General features: G+C 68.7%; 16 protein-coding genes and 1 pseudogene. 10 read left to right on the top strand and 7 right to left on the bottom strand.

All coding sequences use genetic code 11. The annotated features are described in order from the left end of the window. From E3T19_RS04815 to E3T19_RS04825, 3 genes are all read left to right on the top strand, one after another. Positions 1–1,712 (top strand): transglutaminase-like domain-containing protein (locus E3T19_RS04815; RefSeq protein WP_134408235.1); only part of this gene is annotated, 1,712 nt, incomplete at its 5' end. Further along, positions 1,709–2,314, top strand: a complete 606-nt coding sequence (locus tag E3T19_RS04820) for an FHA domain-containing protein (protein ID WP_088455472.1) — start codon at positions 1,709–1,711, stop codon at positions 2,312–2,314. The genes E3T19_RS04815 and E3T19_RS04820, both read left to right, overlap by 4 nt. 97 nt (positions 2,315–2,411) lie before the next feature. Further along, positions 2,412–5,372, top strand: coding sequence for an FtsK/SpoIIIE domain-containing protein (locus E3T19_RS04825; RefSeq protein ID WP_134408236.1), 2,961 nt, complete (start codon positions 2,412–2,414; stop codon positions 5,370–5,372). An 18-nt stretch (positions 5,373–5,390) separates the two neighbouring features. On the opposite strand, the gene ald is transcribed toward E3T19_RS04825, so the two are convergent. Continuing rightward, complete coding sequence (gene ald / locus E3T19_RS04830; protein WP_103459615.1) at positions 5,391–6,506, bottom strand: alanine dehydrogenase; 1,116 nt, start codon at positions 6,504–6,506, stop codon at positions 5,391–5,393. A gap of 257 nt (positions 6,507–6,763) precedes the next feature. Between ald and E3T19_RS04835 the strand changes: the two genes are divergently transcribed. Genes E3T19_RS04835 through E3T19_RS04850 form a run of 4 tightly spaced genes read left to right on the top strand, consistent with a single transcriptional unit; the run spans position 6,764 to position 10,908 of the window. Beyond that, positions 6,764–7,978, top strand: a complete 1,215-nt coding sequence (locus tag E3T19_RS04835) for a spermidine/putrescine ABC transporter substrate-binding protein (RefSeq protein WP_103479706.1) — start codon at positions 6,764–6,766, stop codon at positions 7,976–7,978. Positions 7,979–7,981: 3 nt separating this feature from the next. After that, a complete protein-coding gene (locus E3T19_RS04840) occupies positions 7,982–9,184 on the top strand; it encodes an ABC transporter ATP-binding protein (RefSeq protein WP_088455476.1) in 1,203 nt (400 codons plus the stop codon). Further along, a complete protein-coding gene (locus E3T19_RS04845) occupies positions 9,185–10,102 on the top strand; it encodes an ABC transporter permease (protein WP_088455477.1) in 918 nt (305 codons plus the stop codon). Further along, on the top strand, positions 10,099–10,908 hold the full coding sequence (locus tag E3T19_RS04850; RefSeq protein ID WP_241980021.1) for an ABC transporter permease: 810 nt from the start codon (positions 10,099–10,101) through the stop codon (positions 10,906–10,908). Before E3T19_RS04845 ends, E3T19_RS04850 begins: the two co-directional genes overlap by 4 nt. Here the strand turns inward: E3T19_RS04850 and E3T19_RS04855 are convergent. After that, a complete protein-coding gene (locus E3T19_RS04855; protein WP_134408237.1) occupies positions 10,905–12,608 on the bottom strand; it encodes a BCCT family transporter in 1,704 nt (567 codons plus the stop codon). The genes E3T19_RS04850 and E3T19_RS04855 overlap by 4 nt on opposite strands. A gap of 129 nt (positions 12,609–12,737) precedes the next feature. Here E3T19_RS04855 and E3T19_RS04860 point away from each other — a divergent pair, with 129 nt between their 5' ends. Continuing rightward, positions 12,738–13,367: a cob(I)yrinic acid a,c-diamide adenosyltransferase gene (locus tag E3T19_RS04860; RefSeq protein WP_103459611.1), complete on the top strand. Its 630-nt coding sequence runs from the start codon at positions 12,738–12,740 to the stop codon at positions 13,365–13,367. On the opposite strand, the gene E3T19_RS04865 is transcribed toward E3T19_RS04860, so the two are convergent. Then, positions 13,364–14,404 carry an asparaginase gene (locus E3T19_RS04865; RefSeq protein WP_088455480.1) on the bottom strand — a complete coding sequence of 347 codons (1,041 nt, stop codon included), beginning with the start codon at positions 14,402–14,404 and terminating at the stop codon, positions 13,364–13,366. The two genes, E3T19_RS04860 and E3T19_RS04865, sit on opposite strands and share 4 nt — an antisense overlap. 2 nt (positions 14,405–14,406) lie before the next feature. After that, positions 14,407–15,789: a 4-aminobutyrate--2-oxoglutarate transaminase gene (gabT, locus tag E3T19_RS04870; protein WP_088455481.1), complete on the bottom strand. Its 1,383-nt coding sequence runs from the start codon at positions 15,787–15,789 to the stop codon at positions 14,407–14,409. Between the two features lie 89 nt (positions 15,790–15,878). Between gabT and E3T19_RS04875 the strand changes: the two genes are divergently transcribed. Then, positions 15,879–16,367, top strand: a complete 489-nt coding sequence (locus tag E3T19_RS04875) for an OsmC family protein (protein ID WP_088455482.1) — start codon at positions 15,879–15,881, stop codon at positions 16,365–16,367. A gap of 88 nt (positions 16,368–16,455) precedes the next feature. Here E3T19_RS04875 and E3T19_RS04880 read toward each other — a convergent pair whose 3' ends face one another. Both E3T19_RS04880 and E3T19_RS04885 read right to left on the bottom strand, forming a co-directional pair. Then, entirely contained in the window at positions 16,456–17,799 is a 1,344-nt protein-coding gene (locus E3T19_RS04880) for an aminotransferase class III-fold pyridoxal phosphate-dependent enzyme (protein WP_103479708.1), read from the bottom strand. A 151-nt stretch (positions 17,800–17,950) separates the two neighbouring features. Then, positions 17,951–18,406 carry a MarR family winged helix-turn-helix transcriptional regulator gene (locus E3T19_RS04885; protein ID WP_103479709.1) on the bottom strand — a complete coding sequence of 152 codons (456 nt, stop codon included), beginning with the start codon at positions 18,404–18,406 and terminating at the stop codon, positions 17,951–17,953. Positions 18,407–18,474: 68 nt separating this feature from the next. Here E3T19_RS04885 and E3T19_RS19325 point away from each other — a divergent pair, with 68 nt between their 5' ends. Then, complete coding sequence (locus E3T19_RS19325) at positions 18,475–18,843, top strand: VOC family protein (RefSeq protein ID WP_088455485.1); 369 nt, start codon at positions 18,475–18,477, stop codon at positions 18,841–18,843. 120 nt (positions 18,844–18,963) lie between these two features. On the opposite strand, the pseudogene E3T19_RS04895 reads toward E3T19_RS19325, so the two are convergent. Beyond that, positions 18,964–19,809: pseudogene (locus tag E3T19_RS04895) on the bottom strand (DMT family transporter); the annotation flags it as partial. Positions 19,810–19,861: the final 52 nt, after the last annotated feature.

Here is a 19,861-nt window from a genome sequence, read left to right on the forward strand (position 1 = left end):
CGGCGGCCGACCGGCGGATGGGCGCGGCCCGGTCCGTGGTCGTCGCGGCTCTCGGGCTGACGGTGGCGGTCCTGGCCGGCACCGTCGCCGCCGTCGCCCTGCCGCCCACCGCGGCCAGGGACGTGCTGCGCACCCGAGTGGTGGCGCCTTTCGACGCCCGCGCCTACCCGAGTCCGCTGTCCGCGTTCCGCAACTACCAGCAGCCGGACCTCGCCGACACCGTGCTCTTCGAGGTCGAGGGGCTCCCGGCCGGCGGGCGCATCCGGCTGGCAACCCTCGACGACTACGACGGGGTGGTGTATTCGGTGGGCACCGCGGATGCGGCGGGGCCGGACTCCGGCACCTTCACCAGGCTGCCCTACCGTCTCGACCAGAGTGCCGTGCGCGGCGACGAGGTCTCCCTGTCGGTGTCGATCCGGGAGTACGACGGCGTCTGGGTGCCCGGCGTCGGAGCGCTGGAACAGATCGAGTTCACCGGCGCCACCGCGGCCGCCCGCCAGGAGTCGTTCGTGTACAACGACCTCGGTGGGACCGCCGCCGTGGTCACCGGCCTGGAGGAGGGCGACAGCTACACCAGCACCGCCGTCGTGCCCACTCTCGTCGGTGACCTGGCAGATGCCCGGCCCGGCTCCGCGGTCCTACCGCCCGCCGCGGTGCTGCCCGACGGCCTCGAAGAAACCCTGGCCGGTGTCCTGCGGCCGGGCGACACGCCGGGCCAGAGCCTGCAGGCCGTGCTCTACTTCCTGGCCACGACCGGATACGTCAGCCACGGCACCGCCGGGGAACCCGTCAGCCGGTCCGGGCACGGTGTTGACCGCATCGACGAGCTGCTGCAGGACCAGCCGATGCTCGGCGATGCCGAACAATACGCGGTCACGGCGGCTCTGATGGCCCGGCAGATCGCCTTTCCGGCGCGGGTGGTGGTGGGCTTTGTACCCGCCGCGGAGGGTGCTACCGCCCCGGTGACCGGCGCCGACGCCTCGGCGTGGATCGAGGTGCAGACCCAGGCCGACGGCTGGGTGGCGCTGGATCCCAACCCGCCCGTCCGGGAGATCCCGGCCCGCCAACCCGACGACCCCGCTCCGATCTCCCGCCCGCAGACCGTGCTGCCCCCGCCGGTGCCGGAGACCGCCGAACAACCCGAGCCCAGCCAGCCGGAAAGCCAGACCACCGACCCGCCCGCCGCTGCCGACCCGTTCTGGGCTGTGGTCAGGCTGATCGTGAGCATAGCGGCCTGGTCCCTGCTCGGGTTCGGCCTTCTCGCCGCACCGTTGCTCGGCATCGTTGTCGCCAAGTGGCGGCGTCGCCGACAGCGCCGTCTGGCCCACCGGCCGATCGACCGCATCGTGGGTGGCTGGCGGGAATTCGCCGACAGCGTGACCGATCACGGCCTGTTCGTGCCGCCCCTGGCGACCCGCACCGAGCTGGCCCGATCCGTCGGCGGAGTGCGCGCTCTCTGGCTGGCCCGGGAGGTGGACCGGGCCGTCTTCGCTCCCGACGGGGCGGCGGAGATCGACCCTGACGGCATCTGGGTGTCGGTGCGGGAGCTGCAGAATGGCCTGCGGGCCGGACTCAACCGTCGGGACCGCCTGCGCGCGGTCATCTCGGTGCGGTCATTCGGTCGCTACGCTAAGAGAACTGCCGGGCGGGATGGCCGGCGCAGGCGCAGGCTGTGGGGAGCTCGCGAGAGCACGAAGGGACCGGGTCAGTGAACTGCCAAATTTGCGGGGCGCACCTGCCAGAAGGCGCAATGTTCTGCGGCGGCTGCGGCAGCTCGACCTCGGCGACCCCCATCACCCGCAAGCGCGCCGACCCGCGCCCCAGCGACACCACCATTATCCAGCCGCTCGCACCCCGCACCACGGTGATCTCGGTGCCGTGGTGGCCGGCGGGTAACGGCCCTGCCGATGACCAGCCGGCCGATGGCGGGCCCCCGACCGTTCGCCCCGCCGGCGCTCACGCGGCGGCACCGGCCGAGAAGTCGCAGCCCGCACGGTACACCCTGCAGTTCAGCACCGGCGAAACCGTTTCGGTGCGCGGCAGTGGTCTCATCGGCCGCCGCCCGCTGCCCCAGCCGTCGGAACAGTTCGACCACCTGATCCAAATCACCGACCTGGGCATGTCGGTGTCCAAGAGCCACCTCGAATTCGGCCAGCACGACGGCGAGTTCTGGGTCAACGACAGGTTCTCCGGCAACGGCACCGTCGTGCGGCGGGCGCCGGCGCCGGCGCTGCGCTGCGAGCCGGGCCGGCGGTATCTGGTGGGCCGGGGTGCCAGGGTCGAGATCGGCGACCAGTTCTTCATGGTGCTCTAAGGCCTCGCCGCTCCTCCACACCCCGGTCGGTTCCCGCGTTCTGCACCGGGACCGCCGCATCGGTCGTCCCGGCCGGCCGTTCGGGTGTGCTGGAGACATGACCGTCGCCCCCGAGCCGCCTACCATCGACCCGATCCGGCTGCCGACCCCGCCCGTGCCACCCGGACGCCCCGGCTTTCCGCTCATCGCCTGCGTGGCACCCCTGATTGCCGCCGGACTGATCTGGGCGATCACCGGATCGGCGCTGGTGCTCGTCTTCGCGGTCCTCAGCCCCATCATCGCCGTCGCGGGGCTCGTCGACGGGCGCCGGTCCGGATCTCGGCAACGCCGCAGGGACGCCGCCGGCTACGCGACCCGGATGGCCGAGGCGGAGGATACCGTCGACCAGAGCCTCGCCCGGCTGCGGCGCGATGCCTGGCGTGCCGCACCCGCGGCGCACCGGATGCTCGGCGACGCCCACGACCCGACCCGCTGGGCCGATCCGGCGACGGCCGCTCTGGTGCTCGGGGCCGGACCGGTCCCCAGCGGCCTGCGCCTGGAGGGCGGTGCCAGCGCCGAGCAGCGCGAGTTGCGGGCCAGGGCGGCGGTCCTGACCGGCGCCCCCATCACCGTGGACCCGGCCGGCAGCATCGGGCTGGTCGGACCCGGCCTGGTCGTCAGGTCGCTGGCCCGCAGCCTGGTGGTGCAACTGGTCGGCCAGCTCAGCCCCCGCGCCCTGGGCATCCGGATTCCGGCCGGCGACGACTGGGCCTGGGCGGCCGGCCTCCCGCACCGGTCGGCGGTGTCCCCGGCCCGGTGGCTCACGATCACCGGGGGCACGCCAGCCGGCCCGGCCCGGCCCGGTCAGTCCGGTCCGTCCGGGGGATCCGACACCGATTTCCGGATCGCGCTCGCCGAAACCGGCGCCGCTCTCCCGCCAGGGTGCGCGACCATCGTGCGGGTGGACGGGGCGAGCGACGCTGAACTCGTGCGGCTGGGAGGGAGTCCGGCCGCGCTGCACTTCGTGCCGCACCTGGTGGCTGAACAGCAGACCGCCGGATTCGGTGCGATGCTCCGCCGTGCGGCCGAGGCGGCCGGCGTGGTCGACTCGGGGGACGCGCTGCCGGAGACCGTCGCCTTCGCACCGTTGTGTTCTCAGTGGGCTACTGACCCCGATGGGGGAGCCGACCACCCCCTCGATACGCCGGCCGGCCTCGCCTGCGTCATCGGGGTGGGGGAGCGGGGACCCCTGAGTGTGGACCTCGTGGCCGATGGGCCGCACGCCCTCGTGGGCGGCACGACGGGCAGCGGCAAGAGCGAACTCCTGGTGACCTGGGTGGCAGCGCTGGCCGCCCGGTATCCGCCGAGCCAGGTCACCTTCCTGCTCGTCGACTTCAAGGGCGGGGCGGCATTCGACTTCGTGCGGGAGCTGCCGCACTGCGTGGGGCTGATCACCGATCTCGACGACCGCGAGGCGCTCAGGGCCCTGGGCAGCCTCGCCGCTGAGCTGCGGCACCGGGAACGGGTGCTCCGTGACGCCGGCGGCCGTGACATCACCGACCCGCGCAGCGCCGGGCGTCTGTCGCGCCTGATCATCGTGATCGACGAATTCGCCACCATGCTGGACGCCTTTCCCACGCTGCACGCACAGTTCGTGGACATCGCCGCCCGGGGCCGGTCATTGGGCGTGCACCTGGTGCTGTGCACGCAGCGACCCGCCGGCGTGGCGCGTGACGCCCTGCTGTCCAATTGCAGTCTGCGGCTCTCGCTACGGGTGAACAACGCCGCCGACAGCCTGGCCGTGATCGGGTCGGATGCCGCCGCCCGGATCGACGCCGGCCGGCCTGGCCGATGCGTGGTGCGCAGCGGGTCGGCGCCCGCGCAAACCTGCCAGGTGGCCACGACGACCCACGCCGACATCCAGGCGGTCCTGAACGGCGCACCAGCTTCCGCAGACCCGCCGCGGCGGCCCTGGCTGGACCCGCTCCCTCGGCTGGTCACGCCGGCCCAGGTCGCCGCGCTCGCCGCCGAGGGTCCGCCGCCGCCGTTCGTGCTGGGACTGATCGATGAGCCGGAGCAGCAGCGCTACGCCGTGGCCGGGTACGACCCACGGGCCGACGGGCACCTGCTGGTGGTGGGAGGTGCGGGAACGGGTAAGTCGACACTGCTGGCCGCGATCGCCGCCCAGGCCCCGCATCGGATCGACCTCATCCCGGCCGATGTCGAGGGCACTTGGGACGCCCTGGTGCGGGCGAGGGCCGCACTGGACGGCCCGGCCGGCCTTGCACCGGCGGGTGGCCGGCGACACGACGCCGGGCCGGAAAGCCGGCTGCTGCTCTTCGATGACATCGACGCCGTGCTCGCCCGGTGGGGCGAAGAACACCGTGCGGCAGCCGTCGACCTGCTCACCGGACTCCTTCGTGACGGCGGCCAGGGCGGGCTGCACCTGGTGGTCACCGGGCAACGGCTCACCGGGGCGCTGCAGGCCCTGCCCGCCCTGTGCCAGAGCCGCCTGGTGCTGCGGCTGCCCAGCGTGTACGAGCACCAGGCTGTGGGAGAATCGGCAGCGAGCTACGACGAAACCGTGCCGCCAGGGGGCGGGCGCTGGCGGGGTGCGCGAATCCAGCTGATGCTCGCCGAGCCCGCCGGGCACGGTTACGAGCCGGCCGTCGTCCCGTCCGCGCTGGACGACACCAGCGCGTCCACCCGTGTGCTGCTCGTTGTCGCGGGGTCCGCCGCACGAACCGCCGCAGCCATCCGGGCTGCCGCTTCGCCGGCCTTCCCGCACGTCGTGCTGCTCGGCGCTCACCCGTCGGTCGGAGCCCGGGAGGATCGCCTGGTGGTCTCCGACGTCGCCGCCGGCACCGTGCTGGTGGGCGACGCAGACACCTGGCAGGCGCACTGGTCGCTGCTGACCGGGTTGCGCGGCGTGGCTCCGCTGGTCTTCGACGGCGCCAGCCTGGCCGACTACCGCCTGCTGACCCGCCGGCGCGACCTGCCGCCGCCGCTGGCTCCGGCCGGTTCGCGGGGCTGGCTGCTGCGCCCTGACGGCACCGTGCACAGGGTCACGGTGCCGTAGGTCGGGGCAGGCAGCCGCCTAGGCGAGCACCTCGGCGAGAGGCCGGAACGGCAAGGTGTTGGCGGCGGCGACCGGCGCGTTCGTCAGAACACCGGCGTGGGTGTTCAATCCCAGCGCCAGCGCGGCGTCGAAGCGAAGAGCCTCGAGCCAGCCGAGGTTCGCGATCGCCCGCACGTAGGGCAGGGTGGCGTTGGTGAGGGCGTAGGTTGACGTGCTCGGCACCGCCCCCGGCATGTTGGCCACGCAGTAGAACAGCGACCCGTGCACGGTGAAGGTGGGCTCGGTGTGTGTGGTGGCGTGGGTGTCGGTGAAGCAGCCGCCCTGGTCGACGGCGATGTCCACGAGAACGCTGCCCGGCTTCATCCGCGACACCAGCTCGTTGCTGACCAGTTTGGGCGCCTTGGCGCCCGGGATCAGCACGGACCCGATCACCAGGTCGGACTGCACGAGCGCCGTGTCGATCTCGAACGCGTTCGACGCGATGGTCTTCACCCGCCCGTAGTACAGGGCATCCAGTTCGCGGAGACGGAAGAGGTTGGTGTCCAAAACCGTGACCTCGGCGCCCAGGCCGATTGCCACCTGCATGGCGGCGGTTCCGGCGACCCCGCCGCCGAGAATCGTGACCCTGGCCGGGTGAGTGCCCGGCACACCCGGCACGAGCAGGCCGGGCCCGCCGTTGGGCTTGAGCATGGCGTTCGCGCCGACGATCGGAGCCAGCCGGCCGGCGACCTCGCTCATGGGCGCCAACAGGGGCAGTGCCCGGCTGGGCAGCTGCACGGTCTCGTAGGCGATGCCGGTGACCCCGGCCGTCAGGAGCGCCTGGGTGAGGCCGGCCTCCGCGGCCAGGTGCAGGTAGGTGAAGAGTACGAGATCGGGCCTGAAGTAGCCGTACTCGCTGGGCACGGGCTCCTTCACCTTGAGCAGTAACTCGGCCCCGGCCCAGGTGGATGCGGCGTCAGGCATGATCGTGGCTCCGGCGGAGCGGTACTGCGCGTCCGTGATCGATGAGCCGACGCCCGCACCGGTCTCGACGAGCACCTCGTGCCCGTGGAGCACCAGGTCGTGGACGCCGGCCGGGGTGATCGCGACCCTGAACTCGTTGTTTTTGATCTCGCGGGGGACTGCAACTCGCATGACGCTCCTGAGCCTGGTGGGGACAGTCTGGTGGGGGCCAGCCTGGGAGCAGCCTACTGTGGCTGGATCGTCGATCCCGAACGCAACGACCGAGCGACAGCGACGAAATCGGTTGAAAATTGCAGGAATGTTAACGTTTTGATCATTTTATGGCGCGTTCGGTGTCGACTGTGCCACTATCGGTCCACTCGTCACGCAGCGGGCCGGGGCGTTCCCGACGCCTTTCGACGCCGCTGAAGAATGCAAGGAGACCGTCCATGTCGCCCAGGCCGATACCCGCAGACCCGATGATCCAGCAGCTCGTCCGCCAGGCCAGGCAGGCCCAGCTGGGCCGGCGCGCGCTCCTCACCGGCGCGGGGGCAGGAGCGGCGGCACTGGCGCTCGCCGCGTGTTCGACCGGCAGTGCGGCGCAACCGACAGCGGCGGCCGACGCGTCCGAGAGCGAGAAGACGCTGCGCTGGGACAACTGGGCGCTGTACATCGACGTGGACGACGCCGGGGACTACCCGACCCTGGCTGCCTTCACCGCCGAGACCGGCATCACGGTGAACTACACCGAGGCCGTGGACGACAACAACACCTACTACGGCAAGGTCAAAGACCAACTCGCCCTCGGCAAGGACATCGGCGCCGACACCGTCTGCCTGACCGACTGGATGGTCGGCCGGCTCGCCAGGTTCGGCTACCTGCAGGAACTCGACCACGCGAACATCCCCAACCTGACCAACCTGCTGCCCACCCTCAAGAACGTGGACTTCGACCCCGGCCGGGCGCTGTCGGTGCCGTGGCAGGGCGGCTTCGCGGGCATCTGCTGGAACAAGGAGAAGCTCCCCGGCGGCATCGGCTCGGTCGAGGAGTTGTGGAACACTCCCGAGCTCAAGGGCCGTGTCGGCGTGCTTTCCGAGATGCGCGACACCATGGGCCTGATCATGCTCGATGCGGGCGTCGACATCGCCGGCGACTGGGGCGACGACGAGTTCACCGCCGCGATCGACGTGCTCAAGAAGCAGGTCAGTGACGGCCAGGTGCGCAACATCAAGGGCAACTCCTACAAGGAAGATCTCGTCAACGGCGACAGCCTCGCGGCCATCGTCTGGTCGGGCGACATCGTGCAACTCAATGCCGAGAACGGCGACAAGTGGGGCTTCGTGGTACCGGAGAAGGGCGGCACCATCTGGAACGACAACTTCGTGGTGCCGATCGGTTCAGCGCACAAGGCCAACGCCGAAGCCCTGATCAACTACTACTACGACCCGGCCGTCGCCGCCGAGGTCGCCGCGTACGTGAACTACATCACCCCCGTCGCCGGCGCCAGGGAGGCGGCCATGGAGATCGACCCCGAGCTCGCCGAGAACCCGCTGATCTTCCCCGATGACGCCACCCTCGCCAAGGCCAAGGTGTTCCGCACCCTCACCGGCGCCGAGGAACAAACCTACGGCGCGCAGTTCCAGAGCATCCTGCTGGGAGCCTGAACCGTGCCAAGCGGCGCGTTCGCCGACCGGGGTGCCGACCTCGAGCTGGTCGGCATCCAGAAACGCTTCCCCGGCTTCACCGCCATCGAACACCTGGACCTCGTCATTCCCGCCGGCTCGTTCTTCGCCCTGCTCGGCCCGTCGGGCTGCGGCAAGACCACCACCCTGCGCCTGGTGGCCGGACTGGAAGACCCCACCGGCGGCCGCATCCTGATCGGCGGAACTGACGTCACCGCCCAAAAGGCCTACCAGCGGCCGGTGAACACCGTCTTCCAGAGTTACGCGCTCTTCCCGCACATGACGGTGCTCGAAAACGTGGCCTTCGGGCTGCGACGGCGCCAGATCACGGATGCCCTCGGCAAGGCGCATGAGGCGCTCCGGCTGGTCGAACTGGACCACCTGGCCGCGCGCAAGCCCGTGCAACTCTCCGGCGGCCAGCAACAGCGGGTGGCGCTGGCCCGGGCGATCGTGAATCGGCCCGCGCTGCTGTTGCTCGACGAGCCGCTCGGTGCGTTGGACCTCAAGCTGCGCCGGCAGATGCAACTTGAGCTCAAGACCATCCAGGAGGAGGTCGGTCTCACGTTCCTGCATGTCACCCACGACCAGGAGGAGGCCATGACCATGGCCGACACCATCGCGGTGATGAACAAGGGCCGGATCGAGCAGCTGGGCGCGCCGGAGCAGCTCTACGAGCTCCCCCGGACCGCGTTCGTGGCGAACTTCCTCGGCCAGTCCAACCTCTTCACCGGGCCCGTGGTGGGGGAGACCAGCACGTCCATCGCCGTGGACATCGCCGGTCGCAGCATCGTGGTGCCCAAGACCCGCTCGCACCGCCACGCCGGCGACGTCACCATCGGGGTGCGCCCGGAGAAACTCACCCTGCACCGGGACAAACCGGTCCACGACTCCGGCCACAATGTGATGGGCCCGGGCCGGGTGACGGATGTGTCCTTCACCGGTGTGAGCACCCAATATCTCGTGAGCGTGCCCGGCGTCGGTGTCCTGATCGTCTTCGAACAGAACCGTTCCTTCGGGCCGGTCGAGGGCGAAGGGGACGAGGTATGGGTGACCTGGAACGTCGAGCACGGCTTCGGCCTCGACGACGACCCCGTCGCACCGGACCCCAGGTTCGTCGCCGACACCAGCACCAAGAGCATCGCCGCACAGCGTCGCGCCGCTCTCGTCACGGAGCTCGAGGAGGCCTAGATGGCCTTCGCCGCGTTCGCCAGCACCGCCGCCGCGCCAACGGATGCGCCGCAGCGCCGCCGCAGTCCGGTGGCGCTGCTCCTGCTGCTGCCGGGCATCCTCTATCTGGTGTTGTTCTTCCTGGCTCCGCTGGTGTCGCTGATCCTCACCTCGCTGCAGGCGCCGAGCGAGTTCGGTGACATCGGCATGTACAGTTACGCGTTCCGCTGGGAGAACTACGTCGAGGTGATCGGCCAGTACTGGCCGCACATCCTGCGCTCGTTCGGCTATGCGCTCATCGCCACGGTCCTGGCGCTGCTGTTCAGCTACCCGCTGGCGTACTTCATCGGCGTCACCGCCCGGCGCTGGCCGCTGCTGCAGAGCCTGATGCTGGTGCTCGTGATCGCACCGTTCTTCATCAGCTTCCTGCTGCGCACGCTGGCCTGGAAGCAGCTGCTCTCCGACGAATCGTTCCTCGTCACCTCGCTGAAGGCCGTCTCGCTGCTGGCCCCCGACGCCCATCTCACCGGCACCGCGTTCTCGGTGATCTTCGGCCTGACCTACAACTTCATCCCGTTCATGACCCTGCCGCTCTACACCACCCTGGAGCGGCTGGACCTGCGCTACCTCGAGGCCGGCAACGACCTGTACGCCAGCGGGTTCCACACCTTCCGCACCGTCACCATCCCGCTGTCGATGCCCGGCATCGTGGCGGGTACCCTGCTCACCTTCATCCCCGCAGCCGGCGACTACATCAATGCCAGTCGCGACTTCCTCGGCGGGGCGGACACCCAGATGATCGGCAACGTGATCGAGGCCAACTTCCTGGTGCTGCTGAACTATCCCGCGGCGGCATCGCTGTCGATCATCCTGATGACCGTGATCCTCGTGATCGTGGGCGTCTACGTGAAGAGAAGCGGAACCGAGGAGCTCTTGTGAGTCGTCTCTCGCTCGGCAAGTGGCTGCTGCCGCTGTACACGGCGCTCGCGCTGATCTTCCTGATGGTGCCGATCGTGTACACCTTCATCTTTTCGTTCAACGACTCGCTGAAGTCCAACATCACCTGGCGCGGCTTCACCCTCGACAAATGGCTGAACGTCTGCGCGGTGCAGAACGGCGCCGTGTGCCAGGCCTTCGGCAACAGCCTGATCATCGGTCTGGCAGCCACGCTGATCGCCACGATCCTCGGCACCATGATTGCGATCGCCCTGGTGCGCTACAGATTCAGGTTTCGCTCCAGTACCAGCCTGTTGCTGTTCCTGCCGATGGCGACCCCCGAGGTGGTGCTCGGTGCCGGGCTGGCCGCGCAGTTTCTCTCGCTCGGCGTGCCCAAGGACATGCTCACGATCATCCTGGCGCACACGATGTTCTGCATCAGCTTCGTGGTCGTGACGGTGAAGGCCCGCGTCGCCGGCCTGGACCCGGCGCTCGAGGAGGCCGGCCGGGACCTGTACGGCTCGCCAGGCCAGGTGTTCGCCCGGATCACCTTCCCGCTGCTGCTGCCGGGAATCCTCGCCGCCGCGCTGCTGTCGTTCGCGCTGAGCTTCGACGACTTCATCATCACCAATTTCAACTCCGGGGCCGTGACCACCTTCCCGAAGTACATCTACATTTCGGCGTCGCGGGGCATCCCGGCGGAGGCCAACGTGATCGCGTCTGCGGTGTTCATCCTGGCGCTGGTGATTGTCGTGACCGCGCAGGTGTCCGCCGCAGCCCGGGCCAAGCGACAGGCCCGCCTCGATTAGCCGGACCTGTTGCCGGGTGGTGGCGGCGAGGCATCCGGTGGCGGGCCGTCGCCGTCGGTGGCCGGCCGAGTGAACGGCACCGAGCCGAGCACCTCCGACGAGGTGCGCACCGGCCCGAGGGTGCGCTGGCGCAACGGGTCGCGGCGCAGGTCGACATACAGCGATACGCACAGGCCCACGATGATAACCACGAACGGGCTTGCCGCCAGGATCGTGAAGGTCTGCAGAGCGCCCAGCCCGCCCACGAACAACAGCACCGCGGCGACGGCGCCGGTGAGCACCGCCCAGAAGATCACCAGGGGCTTCCAGGGCTCCTTGCGGCCGCGACTCGAGAGCGTCCCGAGCACGAGGGCACCGGCATCCGCCCCGCTGACGAAGAACACCGCGGTGAGCACCATCACCACCAGGGCCGAGCCGATGAAGAACGGGTACTGCTGCAGTGCCGCGAAGAACCCCGCCGCCTCGCTGCCGGTGCCGGCGATGTCGACACCGTTCAGTTGCAAGTGCAGCCCGGCCCCGCCGAAGACCACGAACCAGAGGATACTGACCGCCGTCGGCACCAGGAGCACCCCAAGAACGAACTCGCGAATGGTGCGGCCGCGGGAGATCCTGGCGATGAACGTGCCCACGAACGGGGTCCAGGAGATCCACCAGGCCCAGTAGAAGATCGTCCAACTGGCCAGCCAGTCGCTGCCGCCGAACACCGCCGAGTGGAAGCTCATGGGAACAAGGTCGGCCAGGTACGCACCGATGGCCGACGGCAGCAGATTCAGGATGAACACGGTCGGTCCGACCACGAAGACGAACAGCAGGAGCACGGCGGAGAGCACCATGTTCGTGTTGCTGAGCCATTTGATCCCCTTCGCAAGGCCGCTCGCGGCGGAGAACACCACACCCACGGTCAGCACGCAGATGATGATGATCGGCAAGGCGGTGCCCGGGTCGTCGGAGAACGTGCCGGTGCTCAGCAACGAGATCCCAGCGGCGATCTGCAGGGCGCCGAGACCGAGCGAGGTCGCCGACCCGAACTTGGTGCAGATGATCGCCAGGATGTCGATCGGCTTGCCCCAGCCCTTGGTCTCGATCCGGTCCTTGCCGAAAATGGCCTGGAACGGTGCGCTCATCAGGTTGCCGCGGCCCATCCGGTAGGTCGAGTACGCCAGGGCCAGGCCCACCACCGAGTAAATGGCCCAGGGGTGCAGTCCCCAGTGGAAAAATGTGTACGCCATGGCCGCGTTGGCGGCATCCGGGCTGTTCGCTGCCGCGTCGACGAAGGGCGGCGGCGACGCCAAATGGGTGACCGGTTCAAAGACGCCGTAGAACATCAGGCCGATTCCCATGCCGGCGCTGAACATCATCGACACCCAGGAGAGCGTCGAGAACTCGGTGCCCTGCCCTTCCCGTGAGAGCGGGATGCTGCCGTACCGGCCGAAGGCCAGCACCAGCGCGAAGATGACGAAGCCCGACGCCCCGAGAATGAACAGCCAGCCCAGGTTGCCGGTGACCCAGCCCAGAGCGGATGCGGCGGCGTCGCCCACGGTCTGCGTGAACAGCACCCCAAGCAGGCAGACCACCACGATGATGCCTGCGGAGACGCCGAAGACGGTTTTGTCGACGGTGGCCCAGCCGGTGCGGGCGGGTTCACTGACCGCGTCGCCGAGCGCGGCCTCGATGCTGTCGTCTGAAGGGTCCTTGGACATGTCCGTCCTCGCTGATCGAACACTCGTCGATCGATGCTCGGTGCGAACAGGTTTGAGAAGCGCAAAAAAACTGCTCGCGACGTCCCTCAACGCTACGCGGATGCGGGGGACATTACTATAGTTGCCGCTATGGCTGATCTCGACGATCTCGAAACTGCCGGACCGGCGCTGTACACCGGGAGGGGGGATTCGGGGCGCACCACCTTCGGGCGGCACGGCGACGTCGCCAAGACCGACGTGCGCGTCGCCGCCTACGAAGACTGCGATGAGGCCAACGCTGCCGTGAGCGTGGTGATGGCCGTGGGTAACCTCCCGATCGAGGTGACGTCCACCCTCGCCAGCGTGCAGAACGACCTGTTCGATCTGGTCGCCGACCTCGCCGTACCGCTGGACGACCCACGTGCCGTGAGCGCACGAATCAGCGAATCGCACCTCACCCGCCTCGAACGCGCCGTCGACCATTTCGAGCAGCAGGCCACCGATCTCAGCGGCTTCGTGCTTCCCGGCGGCACCGTCGCCGCGTCGCTGCTCTATCAGGCGCGGGCCGTCGTGCGCCGCGCCGAACGCACGGTTTGGGCCGCCGTGGAAGCGCACCCCACGACGGTCAACCCGCTGTGCGCGCGCTATCTGAACCGGCTATCGACCCTGATGTTCGTGCTGGCCAGGGGTGCGAACGCCGAGCACGGTGACGTGCAGTGGGTGCCGGGGGCGTCTTCGCTGGCGATGGCGCAGGAAGCCGACGAGACTGAGCGTCCCTAGACGTAGCTGGCGCGGATCTGGCCGATCGGCTGGCCACCACCGTGCACGGCGACCTTCAGTTCGGGGATGATCGCATCGATGTCGGCTCGAGGCACCGCGCCGGCATCCGCCAACAGGCTCAGCGCGACGACGGTGGCCGCGCGCAGGTTGCCGTCGAGGATCTTCAACGCCACCGTGGTGCCGTTCTCGGCCGAGGCCACCATGATGCCCTCTGCCCCGCCCTTGACGAACAGACCTAGGCGCTCGATCGCGATCGAGTCCGGCAATCCGGGTCCGGCGATCACCCAGCCGTTTTCCCGTACCGCCTCGGCCAGGAACCCGGCCTCGCGGTAGATGGCGAACGGTGAGCTGGACTTCGACGTGGCGATACGGGCGATGCCGCGGGCCAGGGCCGTCAATGACAGCGCGTGCACCGGGGCGCCGCAGCCGTCGACGCCGGTCGCGGCCGGACGCTCGCCGGTGAACCGCTCGACGACGTCGAGAATGCGCTTCTGCAGCGGATGTTCGGTGTCCAGGTACCCGGTGACCGGCCAGTGATTCTGCACACAGGCAACGAGCATCGCCGCGTGCTTGCCCGAGCAGTCCGAGTAGATCGGGGCGGGGCCGGCGCCCTGGCGCACCAGCGAGTCGCGGGTACCCGAGTCGCCCGGCCAGGTGGGCGTGCAACCGAGGTCGGCCTCCGAGAGCCCGGCGCGGGCCAACAGGCCCCGCACGAGGTCGGTGTGCTTCTGGGTGCCGGAGTGGCTGGACGTCGCGATCGCGGCATCCTCACCGCGCAGCACCACGCCGCTGGCCATCACCGCGATGGCCTGGAACGGCTTCATCGACGAGCGCGGGAACACCGGGGCGTTCACATCGCCGAGGGCGCGCAGAACGGCGCCGTCAGTGCCGAGCACGACGGCGGCGCCCGCGTGGCGGGACTCGATGAAGCCGGAGCGTTCCACGACGGCCAGTTCGACGGCGTCGATCACTTCGATGGTGCCTGAGGTGGAGGGCGCTGCGGCACCGAAGGCGGCAGGAGAGGTCGGCGTGGTCACGATTACAGCGTCGCCATCGCGTCGTCGATGACCGACAGGGCGTCGGTCAGCAGGGCATCCGTCACGGCCAGGCTGGGCAGGAACCGCAGTACGTTGCCGTAGGTGCCGGCCGTGAGCAGCAGCACGCCGTGCTGCGCCGCGTAGGCGGCGATCGCGGTGACCGCGGCGGCGTTGGGTGCCTTGGTCGTGGTCTGGGTGCCGGGCTGCACGAGCTCGATGGCGATCATGGCGCCGCGGCCGCGGATGTCGCCGATGATGTCGTGCTTGTCCGCCAAGGCGGTCAGGCCGGCGCGGAGGGTCTTCTCGATGCGCTGGCCCTCGGCGAGGAGGTTGTTGTTCTCGATCGCCTCGAATACCGCGATCGCGGCGGCGCAGGCGACGGGGTTGCCGCCGAAGGTGCCGCCGAGCCCGCCGGGCTGCGACGCGTCGAGGATCTCGGCGCGGCCGGTCACGGCGGCCAGGGGCATGCCGCCGGCGATGCCCTTGGCGATCAGCACCAGGTCGGGCTCCCAGCCGAAGTGCTCACTGGCGAAGTAAGCGCCGGTGCGAGCCATGCCGCTCTGGATCTCGTCGGCGATCATCACGACGCCGTTCGCGGTGCACCATTCCTGCAGCAGCGGCAGGTAACCCTCGGCGGGAACCATGAAGCCACCCTCACCCTGGATGGGTTCCACGACCAGGCAGGCCAGGTCGCTGGCGCCGATGACCTTCTCCAGGTACGCGATGGTGCGGGCGGCGGCTTCGGCGCCGCTGAGGCCGTCGTGATACGGGTACGAACTGGGGGCGTGGTAGACGTCGCCGGCCAGCGGGCCGTAGCCGGTGGCGTACGGGGCGGCCTTGTAGTTCATCGCCATGGTGAGCACGGTGCGGCCGTGGTACGCGTGGTCGAGCACGGCCACGGCGCGACGGCCGGTGTACTTGCGGGCGATCTTCACGCCGTTTTCCACAGCTTCGGCGCCCGAGTTGATCAACACGGTCTTCTTGGCGAAGCTGCCGGGGGTGTGCGCGGCGAGCAGCTCGGCGACGCGCACGTACTCTTCGTACGGCGTGATGGTGAACAGGGTGTGCACGAAGTCGTTCAGCTGGCCGGTCGCGGCGGCGACGACGCTGGTTTCCGAGTGGCCGACCGTGGTCACGCCGATGCCGGCGCCCAGATCGATGAACTGGTTGTCGTCGAGGTCGACGATGATCGCGCCGCTGGCCTTCTTGATGTAGACCGGCAGAGCGGAGCTGACGCCGGTGGAAACCGCGGCGAGGCGTCGCTGGTGCATCTCCGTGGATCGCGGGCCGGGGATGGCCGTCACGATCTTGCGTTCCTGGGTCACCGTGTAGACCGGGGACGAGGGGGTGGATGCGGCAGCGGAATCAGTCAGCGTGTCAGTCATGATCGCGCCAGTTTACCGCCCGCACCAGCGAGCAGCCGGGCCATTCCCTGCGAGAATTACCAGTAAGCGTGAAACCCGAAGGAGACGCCATGATCGGTGTACATCACTATGCCGTGCAGATCCACTGGACGGGCAACCGCGGCACCGGCACCAGCAGCTATCGGGCGTACGGCCGCGACCACCTTCTCACCTCGTCGGGCAAGGAACCGATCGCCGGCTCGGCCGACCGCACCTTCCACGGCGATGCCGACCGGTGGAACCCCGAGGAGCTGCTGCTGGGAGCGCTCAGCCAGTGCCACCTGCTCTCGTATCTGCACGTGGCCGCCAGACACGGGGTGGTCGTGGTCGGCTATTCCGACGACGCCATCGGCACCATGGCGCAGACGGCGGATGGCGGTGGCCACTTCACCGCCGCCACCCTGCGTCCCCGGGTCACCATTGCCGACCCGGACCAGGCGGAGCTGGCTCAGTCCCTGCACTCCGAGGCGTCCAAGGCCTGCTTCATCGCGGCGTCGGTCAATTTTCCCGTCGGTCACGAACCAATCATCATCATCGCCGAGCCGGCCTCGCTGCTCTAAGCCCGCCCGCTTAAACCGCGAAAGCGGCCCTGTGGCTTCCTCCGCAAAGCGGAGGTGACCACTGGACCGCTTTCGCGAGGTGCGGCGCTTACTTCTGGGTGGCCGCGAACAGGGTGAGGGCCTCTTCGAGCACCGAGGCGGCGTCGTCGATGAGGGCCTGGGAGATGACCACCGACGGCATGATCCGCAGCACGGAGTCCCAGCTGCCGGCATCCAGCACGATGACGCCATTGGTGGTGGCGTGCTTGAGCACGAACGCGAGAGCCTCGGGGAACGGCTTCTTGGTGCCGGGGTGCACAAGCTCAACGCCGAACATGGCGCCCTTGCCGCGTACATCGCCGACGATGTCGAATTTGTCTGCCCAGTCGCCGATGCGGGCCCAGAGGGCCTTCTCCACGCGCTTGGCCTCGTCGAGCAGGTTGTCGCGCTCGATGATGTCGAACACCGCCAGGGCCGCCGCGGTCGAAACCGGGTTGCCGCCGAAGGTTCCGCCGATGCCGCCGGGTTGCACGGCATCCATGATCTCGGCGCGGCCGGTGACGGCGGCGAGCGGGAATCCGCCGGCGATGCCCTTGGCCGTGGTGACCAGGTCGGGGACGACGCCGTGGTGCTCGATGGCGTACCAGGCGCCGGTGCGGGCGATGCCGGCCTGGATCTCGTCGGAGACGAAGACGATGCCGTTCTCGGTGCAGAACTCGCTCAGACGCTTGAAGTAGCCGGGAGCGGGGATGACGATGCCGCCGTCGCCCTGGATCGGCTCGACGAAGAACGCCGCGATTTCCGACGCACCGATGTGGGTCTGGATGTAGTCGATGGTCTTCTCGGCCGCTTCTTCGCCGGACAGACCGTCCTGGTAGGGGTAGCTGGTGGGCACGCTGTAAATCTCACCGGGGAACGGGCCCATGCCCACGCGCTCCGGCCACGGACGGTAGGTCATCGCCATGGTGAGGTTGGTGCGGCCGTGGAACGCGTGGTCCAGGCTCACGATGGCGCGGCGGCCGGTGTATTTGCGGGCGATCTTCACCGCGTTCTCCACGGCTTCGGCTCCGGTGTTGACCAGGATCGAGTGCTTCTCGAAGTCACCGGGGGTGATCTCGGCGAGCTTCTCGGCGACGCGCACGTAGTTCTCGTACGGGGTGACGGTGAAGAGGGTGTGGGTGAGTTTGCCGGCCTGTGCGGCGGCGGCTGCGGCGACCTCCGGGTTCGCGTGGCCGATGGTGGTCACACCGATGCCGCAACCCAGGTCGATGATCTGGTTGCCGTCCACGTCCACCAGGATCGCTCCCGCGCCGTGGTCCATGTAGATGTTGGCAAGAGTGCCGGCACCGGCAGACACGGCGCGAACGCGTCGTTCCTGCAGCGCGATTGACCGTGGGCCCGGGAGGGCGGTGACGAGCTTGCGCTCCTGGCTGACCGAGAAGGAAGAAGACATGCCCCCAGTTTACGGACGTCGGCTGGGTGGGTGCCCCGTGCCGCCGCGGCAGCTGGGCATTCGTGCACGGAGTCTGCAACGGCCCCTTGGCAGCGGGCACTTCGATGTCTATTGCTGACGATGAGTACACCGATCCGCCCGAACCGTGAGGTTACGTTCCACCCTCGTCGTCGTTGCGCAAAGAACGGATCATGCTCTGCAGGATGTTGTGCGCATCGGACTGCTCTTCCGGCGTCAGGCCGCCCAGCATCCTGACCTCGACGGATCGAACCATAGCGGTCGCCTTCTCGAGGCTTCGTCGACCGCGTGGCGTGAGCTGTGCGGGAAGAACTTTCCCAACTCGAGCCTGCGCCGGGCGGGACACGTAGCCGTCTCGTTCCAGAGCCTGCAGCAGCACATTCATCGATTGCCGTGTCACGAACGCTCCTCGCGCGAGCTCGGAGTTGGACAGGCCAGGGCGCTGCGAGAGTAATTCGAGGCAGGAGTAGTGCGTCACGGTCATCCCGAGCGGGCGCAGTACTGCTTCCATGGCGGCGCGGAGGGCGCTCGACGCCTCTTTCAGCAGGTAGCCCAGTGACGTCTCCAGGTCGATTCCGTCTTGACTCATGTCAGTATTTTGACATACAGTGTCCGTGTCAGCTAACTGACACAAATGCAACAGAAAGAAGCATCCCCATGCCTGTCACCGGCCCTGACTTCATCTCCCTCCAAGCTCGCGATCTCGCCGCTTCGCAGGCGTTCTACGAGCAGTACCTCGGCTTGGTCCGCTCGCTGGCGGGTCCGCCTCACGCCGTTGTTTTTGAAACGACCCCGATTGCGTTTGCGCTGCGAGACCTCGTTCCCGGCACCGACCTCGCGTCAGTTGCCCAGCCCGGCATCGGCGCCGCGATCTGGCTCCACGCGACCGATGTCCAGGCCATCCACGACGCTCTCGTCGCCGACGGCCACACGATCGTCTCGGCCCCGATCGACGGCCCATTCGGTCGAACGTTCACCTTCTCCGACCCCGACGGCTACCAGGTCACCCTCCACGACCGAACCTGAGGCACCGAACACCGCCGCCCGGCTGGGCGACCTTTCCACGACGCTGAGAGACGCTTCGTCCCCTGCGCGTTCGTCGAGGCGATGCCATTGCTCGAGGGAACGGCCCCATGCTGTACCCGCCAGAATGAGTGCGATACCGAAGTATCCAGGGAGGGTCACGGTGTCACGAGCGATCGCAACTCCGACGATTGCCGCCCAGATCGGCTCGGTTCCGAGGAGGAGGCTCACTCTGGAGGGCGAGGTGCGCCGGACCGCCCAGGTTTGTACCAGGAACGCGAAGACTGTGCAGGCGAGAACGAGGTAGAGGAACAGGACTGCGCGCGCGGTGTCGAGGTTGGCCAGGAAGTGCGGGATCGAGTCGCCGTAGAACAGGGATGCCGCCGAGAACAGTGTCGCGCAGGTGGCCAGTTGGACCGTCGTGAGGTGAAGCGAATTCATCGGCTTGTTGCCGGTGAGTGTGAACATCGAGGTGACGTGGATGGCGCGAATGATCGCGGCGACGAGGATGAGCAGGTCGCCGAGGCTCGGCGTGTGGAACACGCCGTTGCTGGCGAGCAAGGCGACTCCACCGATCGCGATCGTGGCGGCAAGGAAGAACCTGCCGGGCAGTTGGCGGCCGGAAACCGCGGAATCCAGAATCGGGGTGAACACAATCGTGAGGCTGATGATGAGCCCGGCGTTCGTGGCCGACGTGTGGGCTATCCCGAAGGTTTCGAACGCGAACACGGCGGCCAAGATCGCCCCGAGGAACACGCCCGCGCAGAGCTCTGCCGCGGTGATCCGGTTCCGCCGAGCGGCCACGATCGCCGCCATGAGGGCTGCGGCGAGCAGCATCCGGAGCGCCAGCAGCGCCACCACGGACTCTTGCTGCACGAGTTCCTTGGCCACGAGGTAGGTCGATCCCCACGAGGCGGCGACCAGGAGCAGGAGCAGGTCGACGTGGAATCGGCGGAGGAGAGCAGGCATTCCACCATCGTCCGGTTCCCCCTCGCGTAAGACAAGAGAGGAGTTTGATGTC

This window comes from Cryobacterium sp. TMT4-31 (assembly GCF_004403385.1).
GTDB classification, from domain to species: domain Bacteria; phylum Actinomycetota; class Actinomycetes; order Actinomycetales; family Microbacteriaceae; genus Cryobacterium; species Cryobacterium zongtaii.